This is a genomic window from Microbispora hainanensis (genome assembly GCF_006874475.1).
Classification (GTDB): Bacteria; Actinomycetota; Actinomycetes; order Streptosporangiales; family Streptosporangiaceae; genus Microbispora; species Microbispora hainanensis.
Map to the genome: position 1 here is coordinate 59,959 of NZ_VIRM01000045.1, position 16,116 is coordinate 76,074.

Here is a 16,116-nt window from a genome sequence, read left to right on the forward strand (position 1 = left end):
CCCCGGGAGAGGTTGGCCGGGAAAATTCTTCAAAAAAATCCGGGAGGCGTGTCGATCCGGGGGCGTCCCGTTCGAGGAGTGGGTGAAGGGCCGGGAGGGACCGGCCCCCGCCGGAGGGAAAACCACCCATGACCACCGCCGCCCACGCCACCGCCGCGCACGCCACCACTGGCCACGCCGCCGCCGCTCCCACGTGCGACCGGGAGACCAGCGTCACCCGCAGCCTCCTCGGGTACGGCGTGATCGCCGGCCCCGTCTACATCGGGGTGTCGCTGGCCCAGGCACTGACCCGGGACGGATTCGACCTGACCCGGCACGCCTGGAGCCTGCTGGCCAACGGCGACCTCGGCTGGATCCAGATCGCGAACTTCGTGCTGGCCGGGGCGATGACCGTCGCCTTCGCCGCGGGCCTGCGCCGGGCCCACGGAGGCGGCTGGGCCCCCCGTCTGCTGGCCGTCTACGGCCTGAGCCTGCTGGCGGCCGGGGCCTTCCGGGCCGACCCGGCGGGCGGCTTTCCCCGCGGCGTGCCGGCGGGCGAGGTGAGCTGGCACGGCATCGCCCACCTGGCCTCCGGCGGCATCGGGTTCTCCTGCCTGGTCGCGGCCTGCTTCGTCCTCGCCCGCCGCTTCGCCCGGCGCGGGCAGACGGCCTGGGCGTGGAGTTCGCGGGCCACCGGCGCGCTGTTCGCGGCCGGTTTCCTGGCCGTAGCCTCGGGGGCGGGCGCCGCCTGGGCCACCCTCGCCTTCGTCGGAGCCGTCGTGCTCGGCTGGGCCTGGATCGGCGCCCTGGCCCTGCACACCTACCGGAACGCCTGACCCGTCCCGCATTCGCCTGATAGACCAGTGATCCCAGAAGGAGACCACCGATGCGTTACATGATTCTGCTCAAGGCCGCCCAGCCCGACACCCCGCCGCCGGACGACCTCATGGAGGCGATCATGAAGCTGGGTCAGGAGGCCACCGTCGCCGGTGCGCTGCTCGACACCGCCGGGCTGGCCCCCAGCGCGTCCGGGGCGAGGGTGCGCCTGGCCGAGGGCGCGCTCAGCGTGACCGACGGCCCGTTCACCGAGTCCAAGGAACTGATCAGCTACGCCCTCTACGACGTGCGGTCGAAGGAGGAGGCGATCGAGTGGGCCGCGCGCTTCATGCGCCTGCACCGCGACCTGTGGGCGGGCTGGGAGGGCGAGGCCGAAGTGGTGAAGGTGCTCGGCCCCGAAGACTTCGCCCCGCCGGCCTGAGCCGTTTCGACAGCCGTTTCGACCCGGGTCACTCCCCACCCGGGTCACTCCGGATCCGAGCATCTGTCACGATCGGCCCGGCCGGAACGATCCGGCCGGTACCCTGCCACCTGGCTCTCCCACCCGAGCCCTGCCACCTCAGTCCTGCCACTTCAGTCCTGCCACTTCAGCCCTGCGACCTGACCCCCTGTGAGCCAAGCACCCGATGACCGGCACCGACGCGCTGCTCGCGGCACACCGCGCGATCGAGGCGGTCTGGCGGATAGAGTCCGCCAGGCTCGTCGCGGGGCTGGCCCGCATCGTCGACGACGTCGGCCTCGCGGAGGAGCTCGCGCAGGACGCGCTGCTCATCGCCCTGGAGCAGTGGCCGGAGGCGGGCGTGCCGGCCCAGCCGGGCGCCTGGCTCATGGCCACCGCCAAGCACCGCGCGATCGACCACCTGCGGCGGCGCAGCAGCTACGAGCGCAAGCTCCAGGAGATCGGCCGCGACATGGAGAGCAGGCCGCAGCCGGACCCGGACGCCGACCTGGACGACCACATCCGCGACGACATGCTGCGGCTCGTCTTCACGGCCTGCCATCCCACGCTGACCACCGAGGCGCGCGTCGCGCTCACGCTGCGCCTGCTCGGCGGCCTGACCACCGGGGAGATCGCCCGGGCGTTCCTGGCCACCGAGCCGACGGTGGCGCAGCGGATCGTCCGCGCCAAGCGCACCCTCGCCGCCAAAGGGGTCAGATTCACGATGCCCGCCCCCGGCGACCTGGCGGAACGGCTGGCCTCGGTGCTGGAAGTCGTCTATCTGATCTTCAACGAGGGCTACTCGGCCACGGCGGGAGCCGACTGGACGCGTCCCGATCTCTGCCACGAGGCGCTTCGCCTGGGCCGTCTCCTGACCGGACTGCTCCCCGGCGAACCGGAGGTGCACGGCCTGGCCGCGCTGATGGAGCTGCAGGCCTCCCGCCTGCGCGCCCGCACCGGACCGGACGGCGCACCGGTCCTGCTCCCCGACCAGGACCGGCGTCTGTGGGACCGGCTCCTGATCCGCCGGGGCCTGGAGGCGCTGGAGCGGGCCGAGTCGCTCGGCGGGTCCTTCGGGCCGTACGCGCTGCAGGCGGCCATCGCCGCCTGCCACGCCCGGGCCACCCGCCCCGAGGACACCGACTGGGAGCGTGTCGCCGCGCTCTATCGGGTGCTCGCCCACGTCTCGCCCTCCCCCGTGGTCGAGCTCAACCGGGCCGTCGCGGTCGCGATGGCCGGCGACCCCGCGCGCGGCCTGGAGATCGCCGACGCCGTCGGCGACGACAAGGCCCTGCGCGACTACCCCCAGCTGCCCGCCGTACGCGGGGACCTGCTGGCCCGGCTGGGCCGTACGGACGAGGCGCGGCGGGAGTTCGAACGGGCGGCGGCGCTGACCGGCAACGAGCGGCAGCGGGCCCTGTTCCTGGCCCGCGCCGCCGGCTGCGAGTAGCCCCGCCCCCTGCCGGCACCCATGGCCGGCCTTCCCCGGCCCGCACTCCCTGCCTGACACCCTCTGCCTGACACTGGCTGCCTGACACTCCCCTGGCCGACGCCCGAGGTTGGCACCCCTGCCTCTTCCGCGAGCCCCATTGACAAAGACAATTTTTACGTACAACATTGTTTTTGCGATGAGAGACGTCCTGTACCTGGAGCAGATCGAGCAGGCCGAGGCACTGCTCAAACCGCAGCGCATCGAGGTGCTGCGGCAACTGGCCGAGCCGCGCACGTGCACCGAGGTGGCGGCGGTGCTCGACCAGACGCCGCAGCGCGTCTACTACCACGTCAAACGCCTCGTGGAGGCGGGCCTGGTCGAGCAGGTCTCCGAGCGGCGGGTGCGTGGCATCACCGAAGGCATCTACCAGGCGAGCGCCCGCTCCTACTGGCTGTCGCCGGGCCTGGTCGGCCGCATCGGCGGGCTGCGCCGGCGCCAGGACGAGCTCAGCCTGGGCTACCTGCTCGACCTCATGGAAGAGGTGCAGGCGGACATCGCCGCCCTCGACCGCACCGCGCCGGAGCTGCCGTCCATCGGCGTGTCCGGCGAGGTGCACGTGTCACCGGAACGACGCCAGGAGTTCCTGGCCGACCTGCGCACCGTGCTGCAGGACCTGTTCACCCGCTACGGCGGCGCCGAAGGCGACGCCTTCAAACTCGTCGTGGCCTGCTATCCCCACCACTCCCAAGGAGACGACAGTGACTGAACCGATGATCGTTCGCGTCCGCCTCGCCGCCCCGGTGAAGGAGGTCCGACACGCGCTGACCGACGCCGCCGCGATGCGGGTGTGGCTGGCCGAGCACGCCGAGTCGGACCTGCCCGGCCGCTACGCGTTCTGGGGCCGCCGCGCGCCCGAGGGCGACGCCCCTCACCAGCGTCCGCTGCACGCCGACGACCACACCCTGCGCTTCGCCTGGCTGCTGGACGGCGTGGAGACGACCACCGAGATCACGCTGACGGAGGAGACCCCGGACACGACCGTCCTGACCCTGTCGCAGACCCACTTCGACTTCCAGGACGTCATCACCGGGGCGAGCATCCGGGGCGTGCTGCAGACCTTCTGGTCGATGGCGCTGTCCAACCTGGCCGACTACCTCGAAGGGCGCGAGATCGGGCCCCAGCCCGACTTCACCTCGGCCGACTTCCGCGGCGAGACCGTCATCGACGCGCCGGTCGAGCAGGTCTTCGACTCCCTGATCGACTCGGACAAGGCGAGCGACTGGTTCGGCTTCCCCGTCGGCATCGAGCCGCACGTCGGCGGGCGCTTCGCCATGGGCGGCCTGGACGCCGACCCGAGCCCCGCGAAGATCATCGACCTGGTCCCCGGCAAGACCATGGCGACCGACTGGGGACCGGCGGGCGTCGTCACCTGGGAGCTGGAGGACAGCGGCGGCAAGACCCGCCTGACGTTCGTCCAGAGCGGCTTCGACACCGCCAAGCCGCCGTACGCCGCCTGGACCGGCTGGCTCAGCGGCATCGCCGCGCTGCGCCGTTACCATGAGAAGCCCGGCAGCCACCGCTTCTGGCTCCCCGCCGAGCCGGCGGCCTGACCGGCCCCAGCCCGCCCTCACCAGCCCGCCGCACCCCACCAGCACGGCCCCGCCCGTGGAGCTGTGGCGGACGCAGGACGTGCTGCGCCGCGCCCTGCCGTCACCGCCCGCCCGGGTGCTCGACGTCGGCGGCGGCACCGGAGTGCACGCCGAGTGGCTGGTCGCCGACGGCTACGAGGTCGAACTGCTCGACCCGGTCCCGCTCCACGTCGAGCGGGCCCGGGCCCTGCCAGGGGTGACCGCGCGGCTGGGCGACGCACGCGACCTGCCCCTTCCGGACGCCAGCGCCGACGCCGTCCTGTTGCTCGGCCCGCTCTACCACCTGCCCGGCCGCGCCGACCGGATCGCCGCCCTGGCCGAGGCGCGCCGCGTGGTGCGCCTGGAGGGCGCCTTCTGGCTGTACGGCGACGTGGACGACTGGCTTGACGCCCCCGAGCGCCGCAGGCTCATGCTCGACGCCCAGCGCACGCTCGAACGCGTGCCGTCGCTTCTCGGGGTCAGCGGCCACCTGCTCACTCTCGCCCGCCGTCCGGCGTAGGCTCCTGCCTCGCCTTGGGGCGGGCACGCAGGTGGGCGCGCTCGCCCTGGCTGCCGAACAGGCTGAGGAACTCGACCGCGTCCTCGTCGGCCGCGCCGAACCAGTGCGGCAGCCGGGTGTCGAACTCCGCCGCCTCCCCCGGTGACAGCACCAGATCCCGCTCGCCGAGGACGAGCCGCAGCCGCCCGTTCAGCACGTAGAGCCACTCGTAGCCCTCGTGCGTCTTCGGCTCCGGCCGCCTCCTGGAGCTGCCCGCCGGGATCACCAGCTTGTACGCCTGGATGCCCCCGGCCCGGCGGGTCAGCGGCAGCATCGTCATGCCGAAGCGGGCGACCGGCCGCAGATGGATGCGCGGATCCCCCGTCGGCGGGGCGTCCACGAGCTCGTCCAGCGTGACCCCGTGGGCCTTGGCCAGGGGCAGCAGCAGTTCGAGGGTGGGCCGCCGCGCGCCCGACTCCAGCCTCGACAGCGTGCTCACCGAGATGCCGGTCGCCGCCGACAGGTCGGCGAGAGTCGTCTCACGCTGCTTGCGCAGCGCACGCAGCCGGGGCCCGACCGAGACGAGCGCGTGTTCGAGGTCGTCGTCCACGCACGCCAGATTGCCATAACGGCAACGACACATGCCAAGAGCACCCGAAATGAGACCTCCGTCCAATGTTGGTAGGTTCCTGGGTACCCATTGACTTATCTGAACGGAGGAGCAGCGCCGTGGATGTCGAGCAGACGGTGTTGCCGGGAATCGGGCTTCGGCACGAGTTCACCACGCGCTCGGGACGGCGCATCGGGGTCGTCTCCCACCGCACAGGCCGGCGGGACCTGGTGATCTACGATCCCGATGATCCCGACAGGGCCTGCGAGACGGTGAAACTCAACGACGAGGAGGCGGACGCGCTCGTCGAGCTCCTCGGCGCCCCCCGCATCGTCCAGCGGCTCAACCACCTGCACCGCGAGGTCGAGGGCCTGGTCAGCGTCCAGCTCCCGATCGCCGTGAACTCCCCCTACGCCGGCCGGCCCATGGGCGAGGCCCAGGTGCGCACCCGCACCGGAGCCTCCATCGTGGCCGTCGTCCGCGCCGGGCACGTGTTCGCCAGCCCTGCCCCCGACTTCGTCCTCTCCGGGGACGACATCGTGGTCGTGGTGGGCAGCGAGGACAGCACCGCCGCCGTCGCCGACATCTTCGCCAGCGGCTGAGGCAGCGCGTGCACAATACGGCCATACTGTTCCTGGAATTCGGCGCCGTCGTCCTCGGACTCGGCATCCTCGGAGCGCTGGCGCTGCGCGTCGGCATCTCCCCCATCCCGCTCTACCTCATCGCGGGCCTGGCCTTCGGCACCGGTGGCATCCTCCCGCTGGCCACCAGCGAGGAGTTCATCGCCACCGGGGCCGAATTAGGCGTCATCCTGCTGCTGCTCACCCTCGGCCTCGAATACAACGCCGACGAGCTCGTGACCAGCCTCAAGGGCAACGCCCGCGCCGGCCTGGTCGACCTCGTGCTCAACGCGGCGCCGGGCGCCATCTGCGCGCTGCTCCTCGGCTGGGGGCCCGTCGCCGCCGTCGCGATGGCGGGCGTCACCTACGCCACCTCCTCGGGCATCACCGCCAAGGTGCTGTCCGACCTGGGCTGGATCGGCAACCGCGAGACCCCGGTGGTGCTGTCGCTGCTGGTGTTCGAAGACCTCACGATGGCGATCTACCTGCCGGTCCTGACCGCCATGCTCGCGGGCCTGAGCCTGGTCGCCGGTGCGGTCGCCGTGGCCATCGCGCTCGCCGCGGTGAGCGTGGTCCTGCTGGTCGCGCTGCGCTTCGGCCGCTACATCGAGGCGTTCGTCGCCAGCCCCAACTCCGAGGTCCTCGTGCTCAAGGTGGTCGGGCTGGCGCTGCTGGTGGCCGGGCTGGCCCAGCAGCTGCAGGTGTCGGCCGCGGTCGGAGCGTTCCTCGTCGGCATCGCGCTGTCGGGCGAGCTGGCCGAAGACGCCCAGGCGCTGCTCGCGCCGCTGCGCGACCTGTTCGCCGCGGTCTTCTTCGTGTTCTTCGGCCTGCAGACCGACCCCACCAAGATCCTGCCCGCCGCCGCCCTGGCCGCGGGCCTGGCCCTGGTGACGATGATCACGAAGCTGATGACGGGCATCTACGCGGCCCGCCGCGCCGGCATCGCCCGCGCCGGCCGGGTCCGCGCGGGCATCGCGCTCATCCCCCGCGGTGAGTTCAACATCGTCATCGCCGGTCTGGCCGTCGCCGCCGGCGCCCATCCCGACCTGGGCGCTCTGGCGGCGGCGTACGTCCTGATCCTGGCGGCCTTCGGTCCCCTGGCGGCCCGCCTGGTGCAGCCGCTCCTCGTACGCGTCGCGAGCCGCGCCTGACGCCCCCCCAACTCCCCCCACCGGCCTGCCCCCGCACACCGCGGCGGCAGGCCGGCGCGTTTCCGGCCCCGTACGCGTTGCCGGGCTCCGTACGGTTTTCGGCCCCGTACGGTTTTCAGGCCCGTACGGCCCGGCCGGCGATGGGCCGGGAACGGCGCTCCGGACGCCAGGTGGACACGAGGGCGGCCGCGAGGAGGAGCTCGGCGATGTCCCCGCCGTAGTACATGATCTCCGCACCGCCCCGGACCTCGGCGACGGGCGCGTGCACGTCCACCCAGAAGCCGCCGTACATCAGCTGCGCGACGACCGCGTGCACGGCGATGGCAAAGCCCAGACAGACCAGACGGGCCCGGACGCCCGGCCGGGCCGGCGCCGGGTCGGGACCGGCGATGACATGCGCGAACAAACAACCCGACAGCAGGAAGTGCGCGTGCAGCAGCCAGTGCCCGCCGGGCCGGGCCGTCACAGCGTTGTAGAGCGGGGTGAAGTACAGCACCACAAGGCTGCCGGTCGACAGCAGCAGGGCGGTCACCGGATGGGTCAGCAACCGGCCGGGACCGCTGTGCACGACGGCCGACAGCCGCCGCGCGCCCGCGACGGGCAGGGTCCGCAGCAGCAGGGTGACCGGCGCGCCCAGCACCAGGGCGAGCGGGGCGTACATGCCGATGAGCAGATGCTGCACCATATGGCCGCGGAAGTCGGTGTGCGCGAACGACGCGACGGGCGGCAGCAGCGCCACCGCCGACAGCGCGAGCCCGGTGGCGAAGCAGGCCGTACGCCGCCGGCTCCAGCCCGCGACCGGGTTGCGGCGGCGCGCCCGCCGCGCCAGGTGCAGGTAGACGACCAGGGCGAGGAGCGGCGGCAGCACACCGGGCAGCACCGCGAACAGCGCGGCGTGGTCCGTCACAGGGTGGTGGTTCATCGCGCGCGGCTTCCGGCAGTCGGATCGGCAGGCGGGTCGGCAGGGGGGTCGGCAGGGGGCTCGGGCGGGTCGAAGGACCGGCCGCTGCGCGCGAGCAGGTAGCCCCCGGCGAGCAGCAACGCGCCCAGGACGAGGAACCCGATGTCCCACCAGAGCTGGTGGGGACCGCCATGGACGTGGTGGATGCCCAGGATGTGATGGTCCAGGATGCCTTCGACCAGGTTGAAGATCCCCCAGCCGGCCAGGATCCAGCCCCACAGCACCCGCGAGGTCCACATCCGGCGCCGGTGACGGGTGACCCTGGAGTAGAGGATGGCGAGGCCGATGAGCACCGCGAGCCAGCACACGGTGTGGAAGACGCCGTCCCACACGGTGTTCATCTCCAGCCCGGAGACGGTGCGGGGGTTGTAGAACTTCACCCCGATGTTGTCGCTGTCGGTGCTGCTCAGCATGTGATGCCACTGCAGGAGCTGGTGCAGCAGAATGCCGTCGACGAACCCGCCGAGCCCCACCCCGAGCACGATGCCCGGCAGCCGCAGACTGACCGGTGCCACACCGGCGCGGGCCTCGCCCGCGGTGGTCGCCATCGCCGTGCCTCCGTCCTCTCCGCGCCGCTGTGCGGATCACACACGCGGATCACACACGCGGATCACACACGCGGATCTCTTGTACGGGGATCTCCTGCACGGATCTCCGCCAGGGCAGGTTCCCCGGACGCGAGGGCGTAGTCACGCAGGCACGCGCGGACCGGCCGCCGGGCCTACCGACTCTTTGAACAGCACCTCACCTGGCGGTGCGGGCGGCGACGAACGCCTCGATGCCGTCGAGCACGCGCTGCAGGCCGAACTCGAAGGCCTGGTCGGGGTCGTAGGCCGCGTTGTACGCCTCGCCCGCCGCCGCGCCGACCCGGGCGGCCACGGGGTAACGCCGGGGGTCGAACACCTTGGCCAGGTAGGGCGCGTGCGCGTACCACCACTGCTCGTCGGTGACACCGGTGTCGCCCGGCGCCTGCGCCGCCTCCACCGCGCCCCGCGCCGCGCCGCTCACGTAGCCGTTCAGCAGCGTGACGACCGAATCCATCTCGAGGTCGTCCAGGCCGATGCCGTCGACGGCCCGCAGCTCGTAGTCGTACTTCGCGATGAGGTTGGGGCCCAGCGGCGGCCGGGTGAGCGACGACACCTGCAGCATCCACGGATGCCGCCGATAGAGCGCCAGGTTCTCCCGCGCGATCAGCTCCAGCCTGCCCCGCCAGCCGCCCGGCACCTCCTCGGGCATCGGCAGTTCGCCGTACGCGGTGTCGAGCATGACGTCGATCAGCTCGGCCTTGCCGGGGACGTAGGTGTACAGGGACATCGTCCCCACCCCGAGCTGCTCGGCGACCTTGCGCATGGACAGCGCGCCCAGGCCCTCGGCGTCGGCGACCTCGATCGCCGCGCGCACGATCCGGTCGACCCCGATCTCCGGCTTGCCCTTGCGCCCGGTCCGCTCCCCGGTGCGCCACAGCAGGGCCAGACTCCGCGCCGGGTCTCCCTGCGAGCTGTACTCCGTCATCGCCTGCGAATTCTATGCGCACCTCGGATCGTACGGTGCACGGTACGCCGTACGGAACCCTGGGAGGAAGCACGATGACGTACGCGATCGCGGCCGGCGGGCTGCGCAAGCGATACGGGGACACCCCCGCTCTCGACGCACGCCGCCCCCTCGTTCACGGGCGGGAGGACGAGGAAATCGGGGAGTCCGCCGCCCGCTGGGTGTGGTGGTCCAGCAGGCGGGTGAGCAGGTGCACGAACTGGTCGCGTTCGGCAGGGGTCAGCGGGGCGAGCAGCTCCTCGTGGAGGTCGTCCAGAACCTTGTCGAGGCGGCGCAGGCTCCGCCGGCCCTGGGCGGTGATGGTGATGACGTTGCGGCGGCGGTCGTCGGGATCCGGCATCCGTTCGACGAGACCGCGCTCGGCCAGCTCGTTGAGCACGCCGACCATGTCACTGCGATAGATGCCGGTGCGGCGGCTCAGGGTCGCCTGGCTGCCCGGGCCGAACTCCTCCAGCGAGGCCAGCACCGCGTAGTGCCACTTGCGGGCGTCGACCTGGGCCAGCCCCTCGGTCATCAGCCGGTCCGCCCGCGCCGCCACCCCTGCGAGCAGGCGGCTGGCACGTCCGCGCAGCCTCTCCGGCGTCTTCGTCTCGCCGTCGTGCGGCATGTCCGCGGATTCGGATCTGCTGGTCATGCCGCGATCCTATCGCCCTTACGTTAGTCGGGCTAACGATACGTGGCGCCGCACTCAGCCGCCGGGGCGGAGCGTGGCGGCGATGATCTCCGAGCTGCCGGCGTGCAGGGCCTGCGCCGCCGTCTGCCCCGCCGCCGCCAGATAGGTGTCGACCAGCCGATTGCCCACGGCGTACCCGGCGCCCATCGGCAGACCCACCGGGGTGAGGCCGAAGCGCTCGGCGCTGGGGTCGCCGTGCACCCAGGCGGTGAAGTTCTGCATACCCGTCACATCGAGCCCGGTGAGCACCTTGCCGAAGACCGCGTCGTCGTGCAGATGCGGCACACCGATGCGCGTGTGGCCGAGCTCGTCGCCGTAGAGCTGGCGGGCGAAGGCGTCGGCCAGGCCCTCGGACACGATGTGATCCCCGACCGTGACCGTCATCGGATCCCACACGACCCCGCCCGGCCCGAACCGCAGGTTGTGGTGGAGCTCGTGCACGGCGGTGGCCTCCAGCCGCGCCACGTTCTCGGGGAAGGGCCAGAGCGTGATCACGATGTGGCCCGAGATGCCCCCGAACCCCGTCACACCTCCGCAGGGACCCATGAAGTGCTCGTCACCCGGATCACCGAGCACGAGCAGCACGGTGATGCCCGGGACCCGCAGCCCCGGCGTCGCCTCCAGCAGTACGGCGAGAGCGTCGTCGAGGGCACGCTGCATCCGCTCCCACGCCCCGGCCGCCGCCAGCGTTTCGAGCGCCTTCAGGCAACGCTCCTCGTCACGGTCGATGGGGAACCCGGACGACTGGCCGTGGATGTCCACCAGGTCCACCTCACCGGGGTAGTAGCGATACATCCCCCTGTTGGCCTCGAGCATCGAACGCAGCAGGTCGGCGCGGTCGGCGGCCGGGGCCAGCAGGATCCGCCGCATGGCCGAGCAGGTGTCGGCAACAGTGATCGACATGGCCGCGAGGCTAAAACCTGACCCAACGTCAGGGTCAAACCCGCGGCACTCTTCGCCAAGGCACGCTGCGGCAGGTCGTCCGCCCGCCCCTCGCGGCAGATCACCCCCGCGCGACTGCGTTAGCCTGATCGCCATGCTGCGCCGATGGATGCTCCCGATCCTCTTCCTGGCCCTCGGGGTCGCCGCCGCGGCGCGGCAGATCGCCCAGGGAGCCCCGGTCGCCGCCGTCATACTGCTCCTGATCTTCCTGGCCGGCGCCGTCATGCTGTCCCCGCTGATCTTCCCCAGGTCCGTCAGCGCGGCGGAGGCGCTGCGCCGCAGCGCGGCCGACGACCGGCCCATCGTCTACTGGCGCCCCGGCTGCCGCTACTGCATGCGGCTGCGCACCCGGCTCGGCCGCCACGCCTACCGGATGCACTGGGTCGACATCTGGCGCGACCCCGACGGCGCCGCGGCGGTCCGGGCCGCCACCGGCGGCGACGAGACGGTGCCCACCGTGGTCGTGGCGGGCACGCCGCACGTCAACCCCGACCCTCGTTGGGTGCGCGCGCAACTGCCCTGATCAATCTCAGCTTCGGACGCGCGATATCCCCCTCCGAGCACCTTTCGGGCACACCCCCGCGTACGGCGTCCAGCCCTCGCACGCCGTCCAACCCGCGCAGCGTCCGCGCCGCACCCGCGACCAGCGCGGCGCGCGGCAGGTCTCCGCCGGCGGCGCACCACTCCGCCACCGCCTCCAGCACCATCGCCCGCACCGTCTCGTCACCCGCCCGCCCCGCCGACACCAGCGCCGAACGCAGCGACCGCCACGCCGCCTCGCGATCACCCCGCTCCGCCCGCACCCGCGCCAGCTCGACATGGACCGTCGACAGGAACTGCCCCGGCACGTCCGCCTGCCCGCCGACCAGCTCCAGCGCCTCCACCAGCAGGCCCTCCGCCTCGCCGAGCGACCCCAGCCGCCGCGCCACCTCCCCGGCGGCCTGCCGCACCCGCGCCGCCGCCAACCGGTCCCGCGTACGATCGGCCACCTCGCCCGCCAACGCCAGCTCCCACTCCGCCCCCGCCAGGTCACCCGTACGGGCACGCAACTGAGCCAGCCGCACCCGCAGCATCAACGGGAGCGGAACCGCCTCCATCCCACCGAGCAGCCCCGCCAGCTCCGCCGCCTCCTCCAGCAGCGTCAGCGCCTCCGCCGCATCCCCCCGGTTCTCCGCCGCCAGCGACAGCCAGTAGAGCGCCAGGGACAGCCCCCACCGCTCCCCCAGCGCGCGGTAGCCCGCCAGCGCCGCACACAACCACGGCCCGGCCGCCCCCGCCCTGCCATACTCGAACTCCCCGATGCCGCCCATCAGCAGCCCCGTCGCCCGCGCCCACGGGTCCTCGTGATCGCCGAACGCCCGCATCGCCGCCAGCGCCCTGCGCCAGTGATCCACCGCCCCGCCCGCGGGCCTGACCCCCACGATCCAGGCCCACAACGCCACGGGATGACCCGACTCCTCGACCACCCGCAGCGCCTCCGGCGACGCGTACGGCTCGTCGGACGCCAGCAGCACGCACAACGTGTGGGGCAGCTCCAGCCCAGGCGGCGCGACCCCGCCCAGCACCGCCCGGACGGCCCGCGCCCATCTCGCCACCTCGTCGCCCCGCCCCCGCACCGTCCACGCCCACAGCCTGGCCATGAACAGCCGCAGCGCCTGCCCTTCCTGCCCGGTCCGTACGGCGTGGCCCAGCGCCGCGTCGAGGTTTCCCCGCTCGGCGTCGAGCATCGCCAGCAGGCGAAGCTGCCCGGCCGTGCGCAACCCGGGCTCGGCCGCCTCCGCCACCTCGACGAAGTAGCCCAGATGCCGGTCCCGTACGGCTCGCGCCTCGCCCGCCTCCTCCAGCCGCTCGGCCGCGTACGCCCGCACCGTCTCCAGCAGCCGATAACGCACCTGCGCCGGCTGTGTCTGCGCCGCCCGGTCCGCGGACCCGTCCGGCTCGGCCACGACGACCAGCGACCTGTCCACCAGACATGCCACCGTCTCCAGCCCCGCCCCGCACACCCGCAGCGCCGCCTCCGCCGTCGCCCCGCCCGCGAACACCGACAACCGGCGCAACGCCACGCGCTCCTCCGGCGACAGCAGATCCCAGCTCCAGCCGATCACCGCCCGCAGCGTCCGATGCCGCGGCGCCGCCGTACGGCCGCCGCGCAGCGCCAGCCGCTCCCCCACCGCCTCCGCGAGCTGCCGCACCGTGAACGACCGCAGCCGCGCCGCCGCCAGTTCGATCGCGAGCGGCAGGCCGTCGAGCTCCCGGCACACCGCGACCACGTCGGCCACCAGGGAGTCGTCCACCACGAACCCCGGCCGCGCCGCCGACGCCCGCTCCGCGAACAACGCCACCGCGGGGAACTCCAGCGCCCGCGCCGCGTCCACGTCCTCGGCGTCCTCGGCGTCCTCGGCGGGCAACGCGAGCGGCCGCACCGGATGGAGATGCTCACCGGGAACGTCCAGCGGCTCCCGGCTGGTCGCCAGGATCCGCAGCCCCGGCACCCCCGCGAGCAACCGCTCCGCCATCGCCGCCGCGCCGTCCACCACGTGCTCGCAGTTGTCGAGCACGAGCACGAGCTCCCGGCCCGCCAGCGCCTCCACCAGCGCGTCGAGCGGTGACGCGGCCGGCCGCGCGGCGACGTCCCCGTCCGGCTCGGGCGTGGCCGCAGGCACGGTCGCGCGCACGGCGGCCACCACGTCCGCCGTGTCCCCGGCGGCGGCCAGCTCGACCAGCCAGACACCCGAAGCCGCGGCGAGCCCGCCCGCGACCTCCACCGCCAGCCGGGTCTTGCCCGCGCCGCCCGGCCCGGTCAGCGTGACCAGCCGCGCGGCCGACAGCAGGCTCCGCACCCGTGCCACGTCCTCCCGCCGCCCCACCAGGCTCGTCACCGGTGCCGGCACGTTCCCCCGCACAGCGCGTACGGCCTGCACGGCTTTTTCCTGAGGCGCTGCGCGAAGCGCCTCCAGATGAGCCGCGCGCAGCTCCGGCCCGGGATCGACGCCCAGCTCGTCCGCCAGCCGCCGCCGGGCGCGTTCGAACGCCTCCAGCGCGTCTCCACGCCGCCCCGCAGCGCGCAGCGCCCGCATCAGCAGGGCGTGGAACGGCTCACGCAGCGGGTGCGCGGCGACGACCTCCTCCAGCTCCGCCACCAGCGCCCCGGCCGCCGCTGGGTCCGCCGCCGGGTCCGCCACCGGGTCCGCCACCGGGTCCGCCACCGGGTCCGCCACCGCGAGGTCGGCCGCCACCCGGGCCTCCAGCGCGGAAAGGCGCAGCTCCTCCAGGCGCGCCGCCGCCACCTGCGCGAACGGCAGGCCGGCCGCGTCGGCGAGCGCCGCACCCCGCCAGAGCGACAGGGCCGACCGCAGGACGGCCGCGGCACGCAGGGGATCACGCTCGGCCCGGCCCGCGCGCACCAGGCGTTCGAACTCGACCGCGTCGACCTCCTCCGGCGGGACGTCGAGCAGATAACCGGCCGGATGCGACACCAACACGCTGTCTAAGCCCTCGCGCATTCCCTGGTGTCGCAGCTCGCGACGGAGCCGCGACACCAGGGAATGCAGGGCCGCCACCGGGTTCGCGGGCGGCTCCTCCCACAGGTCCTCGGCGAGACTCTCGGCGGTGACCACCCTGCGGGGTTCCAGAGCGAGCCGGATCAGCAGCACGCGCAGCCGTGCACCCCTGAGGTGGCCGCCGGTCACCCGCAACGGCCCGAGAATCCCGATTCGCATGGCCCTCTCATTGTCGTCGAGGGTTCTGGTCTGTGGTGTAAATGATCTTGTAGTTGCCCGCGGCCTTTACAATGTAGATTCATAGTAGGATCGACGCGATGAACACCCCCGCCGTCCCCGAGCGGAACACCCCCGCACGGCCAGAGCGCGACCCCTACCAGGTGTATCTCGACGCCCTGCAGAGCCCCGAGTCCAAGCGCACGATGAAGGGCTGCCTCGACCGCATCGCCCGCCTCATCACCGGCGACCCGGAGGCGACCGGCGCCGGCCAGCCCTGGGAACTGCTCCGCTACGAGCACACCATCCGGCTGCGGACGCTGATGCGGGAGCAGGGCTGGTCGCCCTCCCACGTCAACAAGCATCTGGTCGCGCTGCGCCGGGTGCTGAAGGAGGCGTGGCGGCTCGGCCTGATGAGCGGCGAGGACTACCAGCGGGCCGCCGACCTGCCCGCCTACAAGCACACCCGCGTCCCGGCGGGACGGCACGTCGAGAGCGAGGCGCTGGCGGCCGTGCTCGACGTGTGCGACGGCGACCCCTCCCCCGCCGGCCGCCGCGACGGCGCGATGCTGGCGGCGCTCTACTCCACCGGCTGCCGCCGCGCCGAGATCGCCGGGCTCACCCTGGCCGACTTCGATCCCCACGCGCGCTCCCTGCGCGTGCGCGGCAAGGGCGACAAGGAACGGCTGGTCTACCTGACCGCGGAGGCCGTCGAGCGCCTCGATCTCTGGCTCGCCGTACGCGGGCGGGCGACGGGCCCCCTGTTCTGCCCCATCAACAAGGGAGGGCGGCTGCGCCTTGCCCACATGACCGGCCAGGCCATCGCCGACATCGTCTCCCGCCGCCTGGCCGCGGCCGGGGCCTCCCCGCGTACGCCGCACGACTTCCGGCGCACGTTCATCGGCGAGCTGCTCGACGCCGGGGTCGACCTCGCCACCGCCCAGGCCCTGGTGGGGCACGCCTCCCCCGCCACCACCGCGCGCTACGACCGGCGGCCAGAGCGGCGCCGCCGCGAGGCCGTCGACCGGCTCCGCGTCCCGGGCGCCGCCCGCTGACCGGGCCTGCCGTTCCTCAGATG

The 16,116-nt window shown here is 73.1% G+C and carries 17 protein-coding genes; 10 read left to right on the top strand and 7 right to left on the bottom strand.

Going from position 1 to position 16,116, the window contains the following annotated elements:
• The first annotated feature begins 128 nt into the window (after window positions 1–128).
• The 6 genes from FLX08_RS29260 (at window position 129) to FLX08_RS29285 (ending at window position 4,835) form a co-directional block, all read left to right on the top strand.
• Window positions 129–815, top strand: a complete 687-nt coding sequence (locus FLX08_RS29260; RefSeq protein ID WP_142623487.1) for a DUF998 domain-containing protein — start codon at window positions 129–131, stop codon at window positions 813–815.
• A gap of 50 nt (window positions 816–865) precedes the next feature.
• A complete protein-coding gene (locus FLX08_RS29265; protein WP_142623488.1) occupies window positions 866–1,237 on the top strand; it encodes a YciI family protein in 372 nt (123 codons plus the stop codon).
• Window positions 1,238–1,442: 205 nt separating this feature from the next.
• On the top strand, window positions 1,443–2,705 hold the full coding sequence (locus FLX08_RS29270; RefSeq protein WP_142623489.1) for an RNA polymerase sigma factor: 1,263 nt from the start codon (window positions 1,443–1,445) through the stop codon (window positions 2,703–2,705).
• Between the two features lie 178 nt (window positions 2,706–2,883).
• Window positions 2,884–3,453: an ArsR/SmtB family transcription factor gene (locus tag FLX08_RS29275; protein ID WP_142623490.1), complete on the top strand. Its 570-nt coding sequence runs from the start codon at window positions 2,884–2,886 to the stop codon at window positions 3,451–3,453.
• Window positions 3,446–4,297, top strand: coding sequence for an SRPBCC family protein (locus FLX08_RS29280; RefSeq protein ID WP_142623491.1), 852 nt, complete (start codon window positions 3,446–3,448; stop codon window positions 4,295–4,297). Before FLX08_RS29275 ends, FLX08_RS29280 begins: the two co-directional genes overlap by 8 nt.
• 55 nt (window positions 4,298–4,352) lie before the next feature.
• Window positions 4,353–4,835, top strand: a complete 483-nt coding sequence (locus FLX08_RS29285) for a class I SAM-dependent methyltransferase (protein ID WP_208761734.1) — start codon at window positions 4,353–4,355, stop codon at window positions 4,833–4,835.
• Here the strand turns inward: FLX08_RS29285 and FLX08_RS29290 are convergent.
• Window positions 4,810–5,424, bottom strand: a complete 615-nt coding sequence (locus tag FLX08_RS29290; RefSeq protein ID WP_142623493.1) for a helix-turn-helix domain-containing protein — start codon at window positions 5,422–5,424, stop codon at window positions 4,810–4,812. The two genes, FLX08_RS29285 and FLX08_RS29290, sit on opposite strands and share 26 nt — an antisense overlap.
• Window positions 5,425–5,543: 119 nt before the next feature.
• Between FLX08_RS29290 and FLX08_RS29295 the strand changes: the two genes are divergently transcribed.
• Together FLX08_RS29295 and FLX08_RS29300 are read left to right on the top strand one after the other, a co-directional pair.
• On the top strand, window positions 5,544–6,026 hold the full coding sequence (locus FLX08_RS29295; protein WP_142623494.1) for a cation:proton antiporter regulatory subunit: 483 nt from the start codon (window positions 5,544–5,546) through the stop codon (window positions 6,024–6,026).
• A gap of 8 nt (window positions 6,027–6,034) precedes the next feature.
• The gene (locus FLX08_RS29300; protein WP_142623495.1) at window positions 6,035–7,195 is read left to right on the top strand and encodes a cation:proton antiporter; all 1,161 of its coding nucleotides are present in this window, start codon (window positions 6,035–6,037) and stop codon (window positions 7,193–7,195) included.
• 115 nt (window positions 7,196–7,310) lie between these two features.
• Here FLX08_RS29300 and FLX08_RS29305 read toward each other — a convergent pair whose 3' ends face one another.
• From FLX08_RS29305 to FLX08_RS29325, 5 genes are all read right to left on the bottom strand, one after another.
• Entirely contained in the window at window positions 7,311–8,117 is an 807-nt protein-coding gene (locus FLX08_RS29305) for a cytochrome c oxidase assembly protein (protein ID WP_142623496.1), read from the bottom strand.
• A complete protein-coding gene (locus tag FLX08_RS29310) occupies window positions 8,114–8,704 on the bottom strand; it encodes a DUF2243 domain-containing protein (RefSeq protein WP_142623497.1) in 591 nt (196 codons plus the stop codon). Before FLX08_RS29310 ends, FLX08_RS29305 begins: the two co-directional genes overlap by 4 nt.
• A gap of 196 nt (window positions 8,705–8,900) precedes the next feature.
• The gene (locus FLX08_RS29315) at window positions 8,901–9,668 is read right to left on the bottom strand and encodes a TetR/AcrR family transcriptional regulator (RefSeq protein WP_142623498.1); all 768 of its coding nucleotides are present in this window, start codon (window positions 9,666–9,668) and stop codon (window positions 8,901–8,903) included.
• Between the two features lie 154 nt (window positions 9,669–9,822).
• Window positions 9,823–10,341, bottom strand: a complete 519-nt coding sequence (locus FLX08_RS29320) for a MarR family winged helix-turn-helix transcriptional regulator (RefSeq protein WP_142623499.1) — start codon at window positions 10,339–10,341, stop codon at window positions 9,823–9,825.
• A 54-nt stretch (window positions 10,342–10,395) separates the two neighbouring features.
• The gene (locus tag FLX08_RS29325) at window positions 10,396–11,283 is read right to left on the bottom strand and encodes a DUF2268 domain-containing putative Zn-dependent protease (protein ID WP_142623500.1); all 888 of its coding nucleotides are present in this window, start codon (window positions 11,281–11,283) and stop codon (window positions 10,396–10,398) included.
• A gap of 133 nt (window positions 11,284–11,416) precedes the next feature.
• On the opposite strand from FLX08_RS29325, the gene FLX08_RS29330 reads away from it, so the two are divergent.
• Window positions 11,417–11,845 (top strand): glutaredoxin domain-containing protein, encoded by a 429-nt coding sequence (locus FLX08_RS29330; protein ID WP_142623501.1) that lies wholly within the window; start codon window positions 11,417–11,419, stop codon window positions 11,843–11,845.
• Here the strand turns inward: FLX08_RS29330 and FLX08_RS43050 are convergent.
• Window positions 11,805–15,041, bottom strand: a complete 3,237-nt coding sequence (locus tag FLX08_RS43050) for an AfsR/SARP family transcriptional regulator (RefSeq protein WP_142623502.1) — start codon at window positions 15,039–15,041, stop codon at window positions 11,805–11,807. The two genes, FLX08_RS29330 and FLX08_RS43050, sit on opposite strands and share 41 nt — an antisense overlap.
• A gap of 98 nt (window positions 15,042–15,139) precedes the next feature.
• Between FLX08_RS43050 and FLX08_RS29340 the strand changes: the two genes are divergently transcribed.
• Window positions 15,140–16,093 carry a tyrosine-type recombinase/integrase gene (locus tag FLX08_RS29340; protein WP_142623503.1) on the top strand — a complete coding sequence of 318 codons (954 nt, stop codon included), beginning with the start codon at window positions 15,140–15,142 and terminating at the stop codon, window positions 16,091–16,093.
• Window positions 16,094–16,116: the final 23 nt, after the last annotated feature.

Excerpts from the sequence above, each read along its gene's own strand:
- FLX08_RS29260 (WP_142623487.1), top strand. The coding sequence starts at position 129 with ATGACCACCGCCGCCCACGCCACCGCCGCGCACGCCACCACTGGCCAC.
- FLX08_RS29265 (WP_142623488.1), top strand. The coding sequence starts at position 866 with ATGCGTTACATGATTCTGCTCAAGGCCGCCCAGCCCGACACCCCGCCG.
- FLX08_RS29270 (WP_142623489.1), top strand. The coding sequence starts at position 1,443 with ATGACCGGCACCGACGCGCTGCTCGCGGCACACCGCGCGATCGAGGCG.
- FLX08_RS29275 (WP_142623490.1), top strand. The coding sequence starts at position 2,884 with ATGAGAGACGTCCTGTACCTGGAGCAGATCGAGCAGGCCGAGGCACTG.
- FLX08_RS29305 (WP_142623496.1), bottom strand. The coding sequence starts at position 8,117 with ATGAACCACCACCCTGTGACGGACCACGCCGCGCTGTTCGCGGTGCTG.
- FLX08_RS29310 (WP_142623497.1), bottom strand. The coding sequence starts at position 8,704 with ATGGCGACCACCGCGGGCGAGGCCCGCGCCGGTGTGGCACCGGTCAGT.
- FLX08_RS29315 (WP_142623498.1), bottom strand. The coding sequence starts at position 9,668 with ATGACGGAGTACAGCTCGCAGGGAGACCCGGCGCGGAGTCTGGCCCTG.
- FLX08_RS29320 (WP_142623499.1), bottom strand. The coding sequence starts at position 10,341 with ATGACCAGCAGATCCGAATCCGCGGACATGCCGCACGACGGCGAGACG.
- FLX08_RS29325 (WP_142623500.1), bottom strand. The coding sequence starts at position 11,283 with ATGTCGATCACTGTTGCCGACACCTGCTCGGCCATGCGGCGGATCCTG.
- FLX08_RS29330 (WP_142623501.1), top strand. The coding sequence starts at position 11,417 with ATGCTGCGCCGATGGATGCTCCCGATCCTCTTCCTGGCCCTCGGGGTC.
- FLX08_RS43050 (WP_142623502.1), bottom strand. The coding sequence starts at position 15,041 with ATGCGAATCGGGATTCTCGGGCCGTTGCGGGTGACCGGCGGCCACCTC.
- FLX08_RS29340 (WP_142623503.1), top strand. The coding sequence starts at position 15,140 with ATGAACACCCCCGCCGTCCCCGAGCGGAACACCCCCGCACGGCCAGAG.